This window comes from Comamonas sp. 4034, from assembly GCF_050434545.1.
GTDB classification, from domain to species: Bacteria; Pseudomonadota; Gammaproteobacteria; order Burkholderiales; family Burkholderiaceae_C; genus Comamonas; species Comamonas odontotermitis.
Genome location: NZ_JBNDIT010000012.1, coordinates 40,646 through 54,789, shown reverse-complemented (window position 1 = coordinate 54,789; position 14,144 = coordinate 40,646). Strand labels below are relative to the sequence as shown.

Below are 14,144 nucleotides of genomic sequence, written 5' to 3'. Positions count from 1 at the left end.
TGCGTTTGACGGCAATTGCTGGTCAAATGCCGCTATTTACATTTACCTTTTTTACCCCCTCGGTAACCGATGGCACGTCCTTACACCCCCTTATCGCTTGGTCGGCGCCTGTGGGATACACATACGCGTGTCATGCTGTGTCTGCTGGCTGGAGGGGTTTTGCTGGCGGGGCTGATGGCCTCGGACGACCAAGGCATCGGTTTTGCTGCCGCCCTGGGCACCTGGATTCAATTGCTGGCCTTGCTGGCAGCCCTGGCCACCATTGGCTGGGGAGCGCGGTTGCTCTTGCAAAGTGCTTCAGGCGGCGCGCCTCTTGGGCGGCCCTTGTGGGTATGCAGCGCAGTGGCTCTGGCCGTCTATACCGTGTTTGCAGCGCTTCCGGTCAGCCAGGCCGAAGCCATGGTGCAGGCGCAGTCCTGGTCGATCATTGCCGTCAATCTGCTGCTCTCCCTCACGCTGTTGATCATTTCGATAGATGTCAGACATCCTGCGGGTCAGGATGGGCTGGCAACCAGTGTCGAGCGCACGGGCAGTCTGCAGTTGCGCAGCAATGCCGGCGTGCTGCTGATGCTGGTGGCGTTGGCTGTGGTGGCTGCCATCGTGGCGCGTGGGTTGGTTTTTTCCCATTGGGCGCAGGCATATGCCTTGCCTGCGGGCATGCTGCTGTGCTGCGGCAAGGCATGGTGGGATACGCGCAATCTGGTGGGGCGCTCCAGCCGATGGCCGGTTCGCAGCATGACCGCTGCTGTGGCGCTGGCGGCGCTGGCACAGGGCGCATATTCCCATGCGCCCTTGGCGCTGTCGGTCATGGAGGCCGCCTGGTGCTATGCATTGTCGGTGGTGGCCTTGGTCATGTTGATGGCTTCGGTGCGGCATACCCTGGTTGGCTGGGCCTCTGCACATCCGGAACGCTTGCAAGGGGCTGAATGGCTGGAACAGGCACCTATCGGCATGGTGCGTGTCGATGGAGCCGGCATCATTGTGCATGCCAACCAGACCCAGCTGGAATGGCTGGGGGTCAAGACCCTGAGCGGCCAGCCCTGGACTCAGGCCCTGACTCCTGCATTGCGCAGCCAGGCCCCCGAATGGATGGAGCGGCTGCGTGCGGGCGAATCGCTGGCTTTCGAGCAGAGCATCGAGACCCGGCACGGTGTGCGTCACCTGCAGACCGATCTGATGGTGGCCCCACAGGGGTTCGATGACAACGCGTTTCTGCTGCTGTCGCATGATGTATCGATGCAGAAGCTCATGGCAGGCCGGATGCAGGAGCAGCAGTCGCAACTGGTGTCGTTGGTCAGTGCGATTCCCGACCTGGTCGTGCTCAAGGGCGTGGATGGCCGCTTTCTGCACTGCAACCAGGCCTTTGAGCGTCTGGTGGGGTTGACGCATTCGCAGATCATTGGCCGAACCACGACGGATCTGGCGCTTGATGCCTACCTGCCGTCCGAGGTTGAAACCGACCTGCAGGCCAGGCACTCCCTGTCTCCTGTGGTGTATGAGGAAACCCTGCGCTTTGCCGATGGCGGCTACCAGGGGCGTTTTGAGATCACCAAGTCGGCCATTCGCTCGGCGACCGGTGAGGTCACCGGCCTGCTGTGCATTTGCCGCGACCTGGCCGAGCGCAGCCATGCGCGCAAGGAAATCGAACGGCTCGAGTTCTTCGACGTGCTCACGGGCCTGCCTAACCGGCGCATGCTGATGGACCGGCTGGAGTGGTCGATCCGCGCCTGCAAGCTGCGCGCCAGTTATGCAGCGCTGCTGTTCATCGATCTGGATAATTTCAAGGATCTGAATGACTCCCTGGGCCACCAGCAAGGGGATCGCCTGTTGTGCGAAGTAGGCAAGCGCCTGATCGCCAGTGTTCGCAGCGGCGACGTGGTGGCGCGCTTTGGCGGTGACGAGTTTGTGGTGCTGGTGGAGCATCTGGGCGGCGTGCGCGAGCAGGCCGAGAACCATGTGCGTGGCGTGGTGGAACACCTGATCAGCCGTTTCAACCAGCCCTTCAGCCTTGACGGTGTTGCCCACTACAGCACGCCCAGCATTGGCGTGACGGTGTTTGGCGACAACGATGTGCACAGTGCTGAAGAACTGCTCAAGCGCGCGGACATGGCCATGTACCAGGCCAAATCAGCCGGGCGCAATACCCAGCGGTTCTTCGATCCGCAGATGCAGGCGCAGGTCAATGCCCGTGCGCACCTCGAATCCGACCTGCGCCATGCGATTCACGATGGCGAGTTGCAGGTGTACTACCAGCCGGTGATGAACGGCCATGGGCGTCTCCTGGGAGCAGAGGCTCTGGTGCGCTGGCGCCATCCGGGGCGGGGCCTCGTCATGCCTATCGAATTCATCGATCTGGCGGAGCAGACCGGGCTCATCGTGGACCTGGGCACCTTTGTCATGCGCACCGCCTGCGAGCAACTGGCGGCCTGGGCAGACAATCCTTTGACCGAGTGCCTCACCATCGCGGTCAATGTCAGCCCCCGCCAGTTCCGCAATGCAGGGTTTGTCGATGAGGTGCTGTCCATTTTCGACGAAACCGGCGCTGACCCGTCCAAGCTCAAACTGGAGCTGACCGAGAACCTGCTGTTGGGGGACGTGAACGAAACCGTGTGCCGCATGCGCGAGCTCAAGGAACGCGGCGTGGGCTTTTCGCTCGACGACTTTGGCGTTGGCTATTCTTCGCTGGCCTATCTGAAGCGGTTGCCGCTCGACCAGCTCAAGATCGACCGCAGCTTCGTCAATGATGTGTTGAGCGATGTCAATGACGCCGTCATCGTGCGCACCATTCTGGCCCTGGCCCACAACCTGGAGCTTGAGGTGGTGGCCGAAGGCGTGGAAAACGCGGGCCAGGTGGATTTCCTCGTCAGCAATGGCTGTGAGCGTTTCCAGGGCTATCACTTCGGCAGGCCAGTGCCGATTGGCGAATTCGAACGCCTGCACGGTTTTGCTTCGTGCGCTTAGGCGCCTGTCTCCGTTTCATCCACTCCTTTGAGCAATTTGCTGCGTCTTCGCGCTGGCTCAAATGTGTGTGGCCTGATCCCGGCACAATGGGGGCATGCAAGAACAGATTCTGATCGCGGGCGGGGGTATCGGGGGGCTGGCTGCAGCGCTGGCAGCAAGTCTGGCTGGTACGGAAGTGCGTCTGTATGAACGTGCCCCGGCTTTCGGCGAAATAGGGGCCGGCGTACAACTGGGGCCCAATGTGGTGCGGCGCCTGCAGGCCTGGGGGCTGCAAAAGGGTTTGCAGGCCACCGCAGCCTTTCCGCAGGCGCTGGTGTCGCGCAACGCAATCAGTGGCGAAGCACTGGCCCGACTCGACCTCGGAGCCGATGCCGTGGCACGCTACGGCGCCGCCTATGCCACCATCCACCGGGCCGATCTGCACCAACTGCTGCTCGATGCCGTGCAAGGGCGTGATGGCGTGCACCTCAATCTGGACAACCCCGTGGATTACCACGAGGACAATGGCGAGGTCGTCACCATCACCACCAAGAAAGGCAAGAAGATCGAGGGCGATGCGCTGGTAGGGGCCGATGGCGTCTGGAGCCGCACTCGCCTGCGCATGCTGCACGATCAGCCACCGCGCCAGACCGGCCATCTCGCCTACCGTGCCATGGTGCGCCAGGCCGATCTGCCGCCTGCGCTGCGCACGCAGGAGATCACCGCCTGGATGGGGCCGCGTTTTCATGCCGTGCAGTACCCGGTGCGCGCGGGCGAACTGCAGAACCTGGTCATCATCACCGAAGGTGCGCCACCCGATGATCTGGAAACCTGGGACCATGCCGCCAACGCAGCGGATCTGCAGCGCAGCCTGGCAGGCGCGCACCGGCAATTGCTGGATCTGGTGCAGGCCGTAGCTGCAGTGGGTTCTTCGCCGTGGCGCTTGTGGCCGCTGGTGGAACGTGCACCCGTTGCGGGCCCGCATGAGATGGCCCAAGGTCTGGTGGCGCTGCTCGGGGATGCGGCGCACCCCATGCGGCCTTACCTGGCCCAGGGTGCAGCCATGGCTATCGAAGACGCTGCCGAACTGCAGCGTGCGCTCACCATGCACGATCTGGAGTTGCCGCTGCGTTTGCGCCGCTACGCGCTCAACCGCTGGGAGCGCAATGCAAGAGTGCAGGCGCGCGCCATCCGCAATGGTGACATCTTCCATGCTCGTGGCCTCGTGGCCCTGGGCCGTGACACGGCCTTGCGCGCCCTGGGATCGCGGCTGATGGACGTGCCCTGGCTGTACCGGGGCGATGGTTCGTCAGCCACGGTGCTCTGAGGGGTTCTGTTCGCCTTTCGGGATGCATGGCTTTGATTTAAAAATCATAGCTAGAGGCGCTTTCTTCTATTGAATTTTGAAGGCTTATGGCTCTGGCGTGCGCTATTTGCATGCGCTATGGCTATCTTTTCGATAGACAGTGTTCTGCCTATCTGCCGCCTTGCTGCGTCAGCAGGGGCGATTTGGGCAGAAAGCGAAAGGCCAGACAGCCCAGCATCAGCATGGCGGCCACGAAAAGCATCACATATTCATAGGTTTCGGCCTGGTGGTGCTCGGCCCAGGCCGCGACTTTGCCAGACCCCCATTGCATCAGCGCCACGCCCAGAAACATGGCCATGGTGTAGACCGAGAGCGCGCGGCCCGTGGTCTCTTTGGGGTAGGACGAGCGCACATCGGCATATTGCAGCACGGAGTAGCCTGATACCAGGCCCATCAGCAGGATCAGGGCTACGGTGGCAAGCGGATGGTGCACAAAGGCGAGGGCGCAGAAGATGCTGGCCATTACGGTGGCGCCAATGATGATGCGGCGGCGGCGCCTGGCCGGGCCCGGGTCGAAGCGGCCAAAGATCGATGGGACGAACAGCGAGATCACCGACACCACCAGGGCCACATTGCCCGTGGCAACGAGGCTGAAACCGTAGCGGTCGATCAGCATCGGGCTCAGCCACAGGCCGCGCACGGTCAGGAACGACGCATAACCAACCATGCCCATCAGCGCAATCGCCCAGGTGTGTGGCACCTTCAGGAGACCGCCAAAGCCTTTGACGGCATTGATCCAACTGGGCTTGGGCAGATCGTCGCTGGCCAGGCGCGGTTCGTGCACGCGCCAGAAGATCGCCAGCCACGACAGCGCACACAGCGCTGCCAGCAGCCCGAAGCCAAAGCGCCAGCCCTGGTGCTGCACCAGCCAGGCCAGCGGCGTGCCGGTGAACAGCAGACCCAGGCCTCCAACCCCCATGCCCACGCCCGACATGAAGGCAAAGCGATCACTGGGAAAGTGGCGCGAGATGAACATGGTGCAGGCCAGAAACGCGGGCGAACAGCCAATGCCGATCAGCAGCTGCCCCAGCATCAGCCAGTGGTAGCTGGGCGCAGCGGCGGAAATGGCTGAACCCGCAATCGCCAGCGGAAAAGCGGTGAGTACGGTTTTGCGCAACCCGTACAGATCCATGCCAACGCCCATGAAGAGCTGGGTGACACCGAAAGACAGGCCAAACAGCCCGGCAAATGCGCCCAGCGACTCAGCAGACAGCCCGAAATCCGTTCGCAGCCCGTCGGCAATGATGGAGGTGACGGTACGGAACGCCTGGCTCAGCGCAAAAGCCGAGAGCAGGGTGAGCAGCATGGCCCACAGTACGGTGGGGGATGCGGGCGGCTGGGCGGCTGCGGGCGCAGCCTGGGATGGGGTTGGGTTGTTGTCGGGCATGGCACAGGCAGGCATTGGCGTGGCAGCGGCGCCGCCTGAAGTATTTGTTTGCTATGTAAAAAATAGCAATTGGCGCTCATCAGGCGGGCGCTGGAGGCTGAAAATGCTGCAATCGCACATGCATACTATAGGACAGACCCGCTGGGTCTGCAGCCCGCGCATGTCACATGCGGCAATCCTGGCAGGATCGGATGCTGGCGTGACGAAACGAGCAAAGGCCACTCGTAGCGCCGCAGGGGAGTCACAAATCTGTACGCAGGCTCCAGATTTCGGGGAACAGCACGACATCCAGCATCTTCTTGAGGTAGCTCACGCCACCCGTGCCGCCTGTGCCGCGCTTGAAGCCGATCACCCGCTCCACGGTCGTGAGGTGGCGGAAGCGCCACTGGCGGAAGGCGTCCTCGATATCGGCCAGCTTTTCGCCCAGCTGGTACAGATCCCAGTACTGGTGCGGGTCGCTGTAAACGGTGATCCAGGCCTTCTTGACACCTTCGCTCTCCGTGTAGGGCTGGGTCCAGTCGCGTTGCAGTGCTTCCTGCGGCACGGCGATGCCCTCGCGTGCCAGCAGTTGCAGGGCAATGTCGTACAGCGATGGCGATTCGTAGGCCCGTTGCACCTGCTCCAGCAGGTCGGGGCGGTGCGCATGGGGCTTGAGCATGGCTGCATTCTTGTTGCCGAGCGAAAACTCGATGCAGCGGTACTGCGCGCTTTGAAAGCCGCTGGAGTTGGCCAGATAGGGCCGCATGGCCGAGTACTCGGGCGGCGTCATCGTCGAGAGCACGGTCCAGGCTCCCACCAGCTGCTCCATGATGCGCGAAACCCGCGCCAGCATCTTGAAGGCCTCGGGCTTGGTATTGGCGGATGGGTTGGCAATTGCCTGCATGGCGGCGCGCAGCTCGTGCAGCATCAGCTTCATCCACAGCTCGCTGGTCTGGTGCTGCACGATGAACAGCATTTCGTCGTGCGCGGGCGACAGCGGGTGCTGGGCGTTCAGGATCTCGTCCAGGTGCAGGTAGTCGCCATAGCTCATGTCTTTGCTGAAATCGAGCTGGGCGCGCTCTTCATGCACAATGGATTCGGGCTTGCTGTTGGTGTCTCGCATGGTGTGTGGGGCTATGAAGCGGCTTGAATTACAGCGCAAGAATGGCACTGCATCGAGGGGCCGCAAGGCCTAAAGTGGCTGCATCGATTGTACTGAGGTGATTCGCATGAAACCGTCTGCCACTCTCGCTTCTGCTTCCCAGCGCGCACAGCAAACCCAGGCTGATCCGCGCTGGGCCGACGTGCGTGCCCGCGATGCCGGTGCCGATGGCCGCTTTGTCTATGCCGTACGCACTACCGGTGTATTTTGCAGGCCCTCGTGCAGCTCGCGCCAGGCCAAGCCAGAAAACGTCAGTTTCTTCGACTCTCCCGCACAGGCGCAGGCAGCAGGCTACCGCGCCTGCAAGCGCTGCCAGCCCGACGCACCGGCCAAACCCGGGCATGCGGCGCTGATGGCCCAGCTGTGCCAATGGATCGCCACCGCTGAGGAGGAGCCCAGCCTGGCCGATCTGGCTGAGCGCGCGGGAATGAGCCCTTTCCATCTGCAGCGGGTCTTCAAGGCGGCGGTGGGCGTATCGCCCAAGGCCTACGCCAAGGCCCAGCGCCGCCAGCGCCTGCAGGCGGCGCTGGGCGACGCCCAGGAGGCGCCGCGTGTCATCGATGCCATTTTTGACGCTGGCTTTGCCAGCACTGCGCAGCTTTACCGCGACAGCCAGGCCGTGCTCGGGATGACGCCGCGCCAGTACCGCACCGGCGGCGCGGCTCAGAACATCCGCTTTGGTGTGGGCGAGTGCAGCCTGGGGCCTATTCTGGTGGCTGCCACGGAACAGGGCATTTGCGCCATCCTCCTCGGCGATGATGCCGATGCGCTGGTGCAAGACCTGCAGCAGCGCTTTCCCAAGGCGCAACTCGCGGGGGGCGATGCGGCGTTCGAGCGCTGGATGGCGCAGGTCATCGGCTTTGTGGATGAGCCCTCGCGTGGGCTGGCGCTGCCGCTGGATGTGCGGGGCACGGCCTTCCAGCAGCAGGTATGGCAGGCGCTGCGCCGCATTCCGGTGGGCAGCACCGTCAGCTACAGCGAACTGGCGCGCACGCTGGGCATGCCGCAGGCCAGCCGTGCGGTGGCGGGCGCCTGCGCTGCCAATGCGATTGCGGTGGCCATTCCCTGCCATCGCGTGGTGCGCAGCGATGGCGAAATCTCCGGCTACCGCTGGGGCGTGGACCGCAAGCGCGCGCTGCTGCGGCACGAGGCAGAACTGGCTCCCCAGGCCCTGCGGGTGGCGCGTCATGGCTAAGCGGGCGGCCAGCGCTGGCCAGGCTGCCTTGCCGCTGGGTGATGAGGAAATATTTGAAGAGAAATTGCCTGCTGCGACCATCCATAAAGCGCCAGTTGCTATGAATTTTGAAGATAAAGCGGCAATCCGCCAATTGGCGCACTACGACTGGCCCGGCATTTGCGCGCAGGTGGACAGCCGGGGTTGGGGCCTGTTGCCGGGTTTGCTGGATGCAGGGCAGTGCGCCCAGTTGGCCGGAATGTATGAAGAAGCAGCGCATTTTCGCAGCCGCATCACCATGCAGCGCCACGCTTTTGGCCGGGGCGAGTATCAGTACTTTGCCTATCCGCTGCCAGCGCTGGTGCAAGCCATGCGCGACGCGCTGTATGCCCGGCTGCAGCCATTGGCCGAGCGCTGGCGCCAGTTGCTGCAGCCAGAGGCCAGTCCGTGGCCTGCCTCGCACGAGGCTTTCATCGACCAATGCCATGCGGCGGGCCAGGTGCGGCCTACGCCCCTGCTGCTGCGCTATGGCACGGGCGATTACAACTGCCTGCACCAGGATCTGTATGGCGAGCTGGTGTTTCCATTGCAGGTGATCGTGCTGTTGTCGCAGCCAGGGCAGGATTTTGAAGGGGGTGAGCTTGCACTGACCGAGCAGCGCCCGCGCATGCAATCGCGTGTGCAGGTGCTGCCCCTCAGGCGTGGCGATGCGGCCATCATCGCAGTGCGGGAGCGGCCGGTGCAGGGTGCCCGCGGCAGCTATAGGGTGCAGCACCGGCACGGCGTCTCCACCATACTGCGAGGCGCACGCCATACCCTGGGGGTGGTGTTTCATGATGCGGAGTGAAAACCGCCGGAGGAACAATTGGAGTAATCGGTAATTGCTATCAAAATGAAAGCAAATCAGCCAATCCTTGGTCGTCGCCATAGCGACCCTCGTGTCTGCGTTATCACTGCCACCTTCTGACTGTCTGCCCATGCCACTGATTCTGGAAACCATTGCAGCGCTGCCCGCCAACTACCGCCCACAAGATGTGCTGGCCCTGCATTCGCGTGATACCCAGCAGCGCTCGGAAAAAGTGGAGGGCTTGCACATCTCCAAAGGCGTAACCTGGCAAGGCCGCCCGGCACTGCTGCAACTGCAGATAGGGCTCGGCCAGGAAAGGCTCGACCAGAAAGGGCCCGGCGAGCAAACGCACGGCCAGGTGCAGGCCCGCCTGACGGTCGACGGGCTGCGCAAAGGCAAGCTTGCCGCTGCCAATGCACAGCAACTGGCCCTGAACGCCATGGTCTCGCGCATGCTGGGGCTGGGCGATGGTGCAGACCAACTGGAGCGGCAGCATGCACAGCACCCGGTGCTGGGCCCCTTGCTGCGTAGCCAGGCAGGCTTGCGGGTACCAGCCAGCAGTACGCCGTTTGAAGCCCTGGTGTGGGCCATTACCGGTCAGCAGATCAGTGTGGCAGCCGCCATTGCGCTGCGCCGCCGCCTGATAGAAACGGCAGGCGTGCAGCACAGCAGTGGCTTGCTATGCCACCCCGATGCGGCGGCACTCGCTGCGCTGACACCGGAGCAACTGCGTGCGGCGGGTTTCTCGGTCAGCAAGATCGCCACCCTCGAGCGGGTTTGCGCCGCGATTGCCGACGGTGCCCTGCCGCTGGACACCTGGGCTGCGCAACCCATGGAGGCCGACTCGGCCCGGGCGCTGGAGGCCGCGCTGCTGGCCATCAAGGGCATTGGCCCGTGGACGGTGCACTACGCCTTGCTGCGCGGCTTTGGCTGGCTCGATGGCAGCCTGCACGGCGACGTGGCGGTGCGCAATGCCTTGGCACGCCTCCTGGACGTGCCCAGCGTGTCACAGCGCGAGGCGGAGCAATGGCTGGGCGCGTTTTCTCCCTGGCGTGCATTGGTGGCTGCGCACCTGTGGGCCAGCCTGTCGGCCAAAAGTTATTGAAGCCTGAGCGCATGCCCGCACGCTCTTTGTGCGCGTGGCTGGCGGCTGGGCCGTTCCTCCAATCCCTGGCGCCAAGCTGTTACGCACCGTGCGACGGCGCTGCCACCAGCAGGATGAAGCGTGCGGTGGCGTTGCCTTCGTTGGCAAAGTGGTGCTCCGTATCCATGACCAGCTGCGCGCTGTCGCCTGCCTGCAACAACACGGACTCCGCTCCCGTCCAGACCCGGAGCGTGCCGCTTTCCACGTAGAACACCTCGCGTGTGCCGGGGCGGTGGGGCGCAAAGTGGCTGGATACCTGGCCGGGCGGCACGTCGTAGTGCAGCAATTCCAGGCCAGGCAGGGGGCGGGCAAGCGCCAGCCGGACGATACCCGTGTCCTCGTGCACAAAACGCGGGTGCTCGCCCGCCCGGGTGATCTGCGCGGCAGCGGGGCTCTGGATCAAATCGCTCAATTCACAGCCCAGACCGCGTGCGATGGCCATGGCATTGCGCAAGCTCACACTGAGCAGCCCGCGCTCCACCCGCGACAGCGCCCCCGATGTCACGCCGCTTGCCTGGGCCAATTGGTCCAGCGTAATGGCCAGTTGCGCGCGGCGGGCGCGTACGGCCAGGCCGAACTGCAGGTCGGAGTCGGAACCGGGAGAAGGGATTTCAGTCTGCATGGATTGACAAATTTCGTGTAGGAAATATTATTTACCTATATGCAATTTTTACAAGGTCACTACCAATGTACCTGCTATTGAGTGCTTTGCCGGTCCTCGCTGTCATCGCGGGGCTGTTGCTGGGGCTGCGTTCGCTGTATGCGGCGCTGCTGGGCGTGGTGCTGGCATTGGCTGGCTGCATGCTGGCTTTTCCCTTGACCGCGCAGGCGGTGCTGCAAGCTGCGACGGGTTGGCTGCCGGTGCTGGTGGAGGTGCTGCTGATCGTTGGCGGCGGCCTGCTGCTCTCGGAGGTGCTGCGTGCTGCGGGGGCGCAAAAAGCCCTGGCGCAATGGGTGATGGGGCGTACCGGCAAAGGCGTTGGCGCCGTGCTGCTGGTGGTGCATGGGGTCACCCCTTTTGCTGAATCGCTCACGGGCTTTGGCATCGGCATCACCATCGGGATTCCGCTGCTGGCGCACAGCGGATTGCCTGCGCGCAAGGTGGCGGTGATCGGTCTGCTCGGCCTGTGTGCTGTGCCATGGGGGTCCATGGGCCCGGGCACGCTGATTGCGGCCACGATGTCGGGGCTTTCGTTTGACGCACTGGGCGTGGCATCCGCGTGGGTCAGCGTGATTCCCATGGTGGTGGTGGGCGTGGCTGCGGCATGGCTGGCCAGCGATAGTGGCCAGCGTGGCACTGCGATGCTGCAGGGGGCGCTGTCCGGCCTACTGCTGGCTGCGGCCATTGGCCTCGCCAATATGCTGGCCGGCACTTCGGCCGCCGGGGCATTGGGCGCATTGGTGATGACCGTGTTGTGGCTATGGCTTGGCAGGCGGGGCGTGAAGGGTTCTGCGACGGCTGCCCCTGCACCATTAAATGCCCTGGGATGGCGCGCGCTGGCAGCCTATGGCCTGCTGCTGCTCGGTGTGCTGGTGGCAGGGGTGGCGGTGCGCGCAATGCAGTGGACGGGTGTGTGGCATCTGCTGGCATCGCCTGCAGTCTGGCTGTTTGTGGCAGCGGCCTGGTTTGCCAAGGGCCTGCCCGCTGGCAGCAGTCTGCAGCGGGTGTGGCAATCGTGGCGCCAGGTCGCGCCCGTGACCGGTCTTTTCATTGTGCTGGGGGTGGTGATGGCGGTATCGGGCATGGCGGCGCAGCTCGCGCACGCCCTGGCGCAGGGCGGCAGCGCCTATGTGTTTGCCGCCCCGTTTGTGGGCGCCCTGGGCGGCTTTGTGACAGGCTCCAACACCGGGGCCAATGCCATGTTCGCTGCCACGCAGGCCGAGATTGCCCAGGCCCTGGGCGTAGGGGTGCTGCCGTTCATGGCGGTTCACAATGTCAGCGCGGCACTGCTGCTGATGGCATCGCCCGGCAAGGTGGAAATGGCTTGCCAGCTGGTGCCGGCAGGGGCGCCGGGCGAGGTACAGGCGCAGCGCTCATGGGTGCAATCCACCGTGCTGTTGATCACCATGGCTGCGGTGCTGCTGATGGCGGTGCTGAACGTGGTGCTCAGTATGGTGTTGCCTTGACCGGAGTCATGCTGGCAAGCTCTGGCAGCTGCGGCTGGGTCTGGCGGGCGGATGTATTGCTGAGCCAGCGGCCCAGGTGCTTGCGCTGGCAGGCCTGCAATTCATTCAGCAACGCGTGGCTAGGGTCTGGAATATGCCAGCGGTTGCGCAGGTCGGCCTGCATGCGCAGCAGCAAATGCGCAGTCATTTCGGCATCGGCCAAGGCGCGATGGGCCTTGTCGGCAGGCGGTAATTGCAGGTGGCGCACGATTTTGCCCAGCGAGTGGCTGGGGGCCTCGGGGTAGAGGCGGCGCGACAGCAGCACCGTGCATGCAAACAGGCCGGTACCGAGATCTTGTGAGGCCGGGCAGCCAGCGCGCTCCAGCTCGTCGCGCCAGAACTTGCTGTCGAAAGATGCGTTGTGCGCCACCAGCGGCGCGCTGCCGACAAAGGCAGCCGCCTCGCGCATGACCTCTTCGGCCGGTGCCGCCGCCTGCAGCATGGCAGTGGTGATGCCGGTCAGCTGCGTGATGAAGCTGGGCATGCGCTGGCCTGCGTTCATCAGGCTCTGGTAGCGATCGACAATGCGGCCATCCTCCACCATCACGATGCCCACCTCGGCGGCGCGCGCGCCGTGGGCCGGGCTCATGCCCGTGGTTTCGAAGTCGAGGATGGCGATGCGTTCAGACATGCAATGTCAGGCGGGCGGAGATCAGGTGACCGCGTTGATGCGGTTGAATTCCGGACGCTTCCATTCGCCCGATTCCAGCACCTGGCGCAGGTGTTCCACCGCGTTCCACACGTCTTCAAAGCGGGTGTACAGCGGCGTGAAGCCAAAGCGCAGAATGTCCTTGTGCGGGCCCTTGCCGTTGTCGCCCTTGCGGAAATCGCCAATCACGCCACGGGCGATCAGCGCCTGCATGATGGCGTAGGCGCCGCTGCCCTGGCCGTCGACACCAGCGCCTTCATCGCGCGTCAGGCATACCTGCGAGCCGCGCGCAAAGATGTCGCGCGGCGTGGCCAGGCCCAGGCCGTGGCCGCCGCAACGGGTCTCCACCAGCTCGATGAACAGGTCGGTCAGCGCCACTGACTTGCGGCGCAGCGCCGTCATGCCGCCATATTTTTCGGCCTCGGTATACACATCCAGGCCACACTGCAGGGCGCTCAGGGCAATCATGGGCTGGGTGCCGCACATGTAGCGGCGAATGCCCGCCGCAGGCCGGTAATCGCTGGTGAAGGCAAATTGCTCCGCATGGCCGAACCAGCCTGACAGCGGTTGCCAGAACTTGTCGGTGTGGCGCGCATTGACCCAGACAAAGGCCGGCGCTCCCGGGCCACCGTTGAGGTATTTGTAGCTGCAACCCACTGCGTAGTCGGCATTGGCGCCGTTCAGGTCGACGGGTACCGCGCCTGCGGCATGGCACAAGTCCCAGATCGTCAGAATGCCCTGGGCATGGGCGTCGCGCGTTACCTGGGCCATGTCGTGCATGTGGCCGGTGCGGTAGTTGACATGGCTGAGCAGCAGCACGGCCACGTCACCCGTCAGGCAGGCGGGCAACTCTTCGGGCTCGATCAGCACCAGCTCCAGGTTGTGCTGCTTGCACAGTGATTCGGCAATGTACAGGTCGGTGGGGAAATTGCTGCGCTCGCTCACCACCTTGGTGCGGGGTACCGGGTCGGAGAATTCCTGCTGGGACAGGCGGATGGCGGCACTCAGCACCTTGTACAGGTTGACCGAGGTGGTATCGGTGAACACCACTTCGCCCGGGCGGGCGCCAATCCATGGCGCAAACTGGTCGCCCAGGCGCTGGGGCAGGTCGATCCAGCCAGCGTCGTTCCAACTGCGGATCAGGCCCTGGCCCCACTCGCGTTGCACCACATCGGCTACATGGGCCGCTGCGGCCCTGGGCAGGGGGCCCAGCGAGTTGCCGTCGAGATAGATCACGCCATCTGGCAGGTCGAACAGATCGCGCAGTGGCGCGAGCGGCTCTTGCAGATCGACTTCGCGGCAGGCTTCCAAGGTGGTCATGGCAGTGTCT

General features: G+C 64.0%; 11 protein-coding genes. 6 read left to right on the top strand and 5 right to left on the bottom strand.

Translation table 11 applies throughout. The features are described 5' to 3' along the window. Nucleotides 1-69: 69 nt before the first annotated feature. Nucleotides 70-2,961 (top strand): putative bifunctional diguanylate cyclase/phosphodiesterase, encoded by a 2,892-nt coding sequence (locus ABIE32_RS13965; protein ID WP_429017017.1) that lies wholly within the window; start codon nucleotides 70-72, stop codon nucleotides 2,959-2,961. Nucleotides 2,962-3,055: 94 nt separating this feature from the next. Continuing rightward, the gene (locus ABIE32_RS13960; protein ID WP_429017015.1) at nucleotides 3,056-4,267 is read left to right on the top strand and encodes an FAD-dependent monooxygenase; all 1,212 of its coding nucleotides are present in this window, start codon (nucleotides 3,056-3,058) and stop codon (nucleotides 4,265-4,267) included. Between the two features lie 148 nt (nucleotides 4,268-4,415). Here the strand turns inward: ABIE32_RS13960 and ABIE32_RS13955 are convergent, their stop codons facing one another. Together ABIE32_RS13955 and kynA are read right to left on the bottom strand one after the other, a co-directional pair. Further along, the gene (locus ABIE32_RS13955; RefSeq protein WP_429017013.1) at nucleotides 4,416-5,693 is read right to left on the bottom strand and encodes an MFS transporter; all 1,278 of its coding nucleotides are present in this window, start codon (nucleotides 5,691-5,693) and stop codon (nucleotides 4,416-4,418) included. 241 nt (nucleotides 5,694-5,934) lie between these two features. Continuing rightward, a complete protein-coding gene (kynA, locus tag ABIE32_RS13950; protein ID WP_224151673.1) occupies nucleotides 5,935-6,795 on the bottom strand; it encodes a tryptophan 2,3-dioxygenase in 861 nt (286 codons plus the stop codon). 106 nt (nucleotides 6,796-6,901) lie between these two features. Between kynA and ada the strand changes: the two genes are divergently transcribed. From ada to ABIE32_RS13935, 3 genes are all read left to right on the top strand, one after another. Next, nucleotides 6,902-8,029, top strand: coding sequence for a bifunctional DNA-binding transcriptional regulator/O6-methylguanine-DNA methyltransferase Ada (gene ada / locus ABIE32_RS13945; protein WP_224151674.1), 1,128 nt, complete (start codon nucleotides 6,902-6,904; stop codon nucleotides 8,027-8,029). 100 nt (nucleotides 8,030-8,129) lie between these two features. Continuing rightward, nucleotides 8,130-8,855, top strand: a complete 726-nt coding sequence (locus ABIE32_RS13940; protein ID WP_429017009.1) for a 2OG-Fe(II) oxygenase — start codon at nucleotides 8,130-8,132, stop codon at nucleotides 8,853-8,855. A 130-nt stretch (nucleotides 8,856-8,985) separates the two neighbouring features. Next, a complete protein-coding gene (locus ABIE32_RS13935) occupies nucleotides 8,986-9,960 on the top strand; it encodes a DNA-3-methyladenine glycosylase 2 (RefSeq protein WP_429017008.1) in 975 nt (324 codons plus the stop codon). 79 nt (nucleotides 9,961-10,039) lie between these two features. Here ABIE32_RS13935 and ABIE32_RS13930 read toward each other — a convergent pair whose 3' ends face one another. Continuing rightward, nucleotides 10,040-10,621: a helix-turn-helix domain-containing protein gene (locus ABIE32_RS13930; protein WP_429017007.1), complete on the bottom strand. Its 582-nt coding sequence runs from the start codon at nucleotides 10,619-10,621 to the stop codon at nucleotides 10,040-10,042. A 65-nt stretch (nucleotides 10,622-10,686) separates the two neighbouring features. Here ABIE32_RS13930 and ABIE32_RS13925 point away from each other — a divergent pair, with 65 nt between their 5' ends. Continuing rightward, entirely contained in the window at nucleotides 10,687-12,126 is a 1,440-nt protein-coding gene (locus ABIE32_RS13925; protein ID WP_429017004.1) for an L-lactate permease, read from the top strand. On the opposite strand, the gene ABIE32_RS13920 is transcribed toward ABIE32_RS13925, so the two are convergent. Together ABIE32_RS13920 and kynU are read right to left on the bottom strand one after the other, a co-directional pair. Next, nucleotides 12,107-12,796: a 3'-5' exonuclease gene (locus tag ABIE32_RS13920; protein ID WP_429017002.1), complete on the bottom strand. Its 690-nt coding sequence runs from the start codon at nucleotides 12,794-12,796 to the stop codon at nucleotides 12,107-12,109. The two genes, ABIE32_RS13925 and ABIE32_RS13920, sit on opposite strands and share 20 nt — an antisense overlap. 21 nt (nucleotides 12,797-12,817) lie before the next feature. After that, on the bottom strand, nucleotides 12,818-14,134 hold the full coding sequence (kynU, locus tag ABIE32_RS13915) for a kynureninase (RefSeq protein ID WP_429016999.1): 1,317 nt from the start codon (nucleotides 14,132-14,134) through the stop codon (nucleotides 12,818-12,820). Nucleotides 14,135-14,144 lie beyond the last annotated feature (10 nt).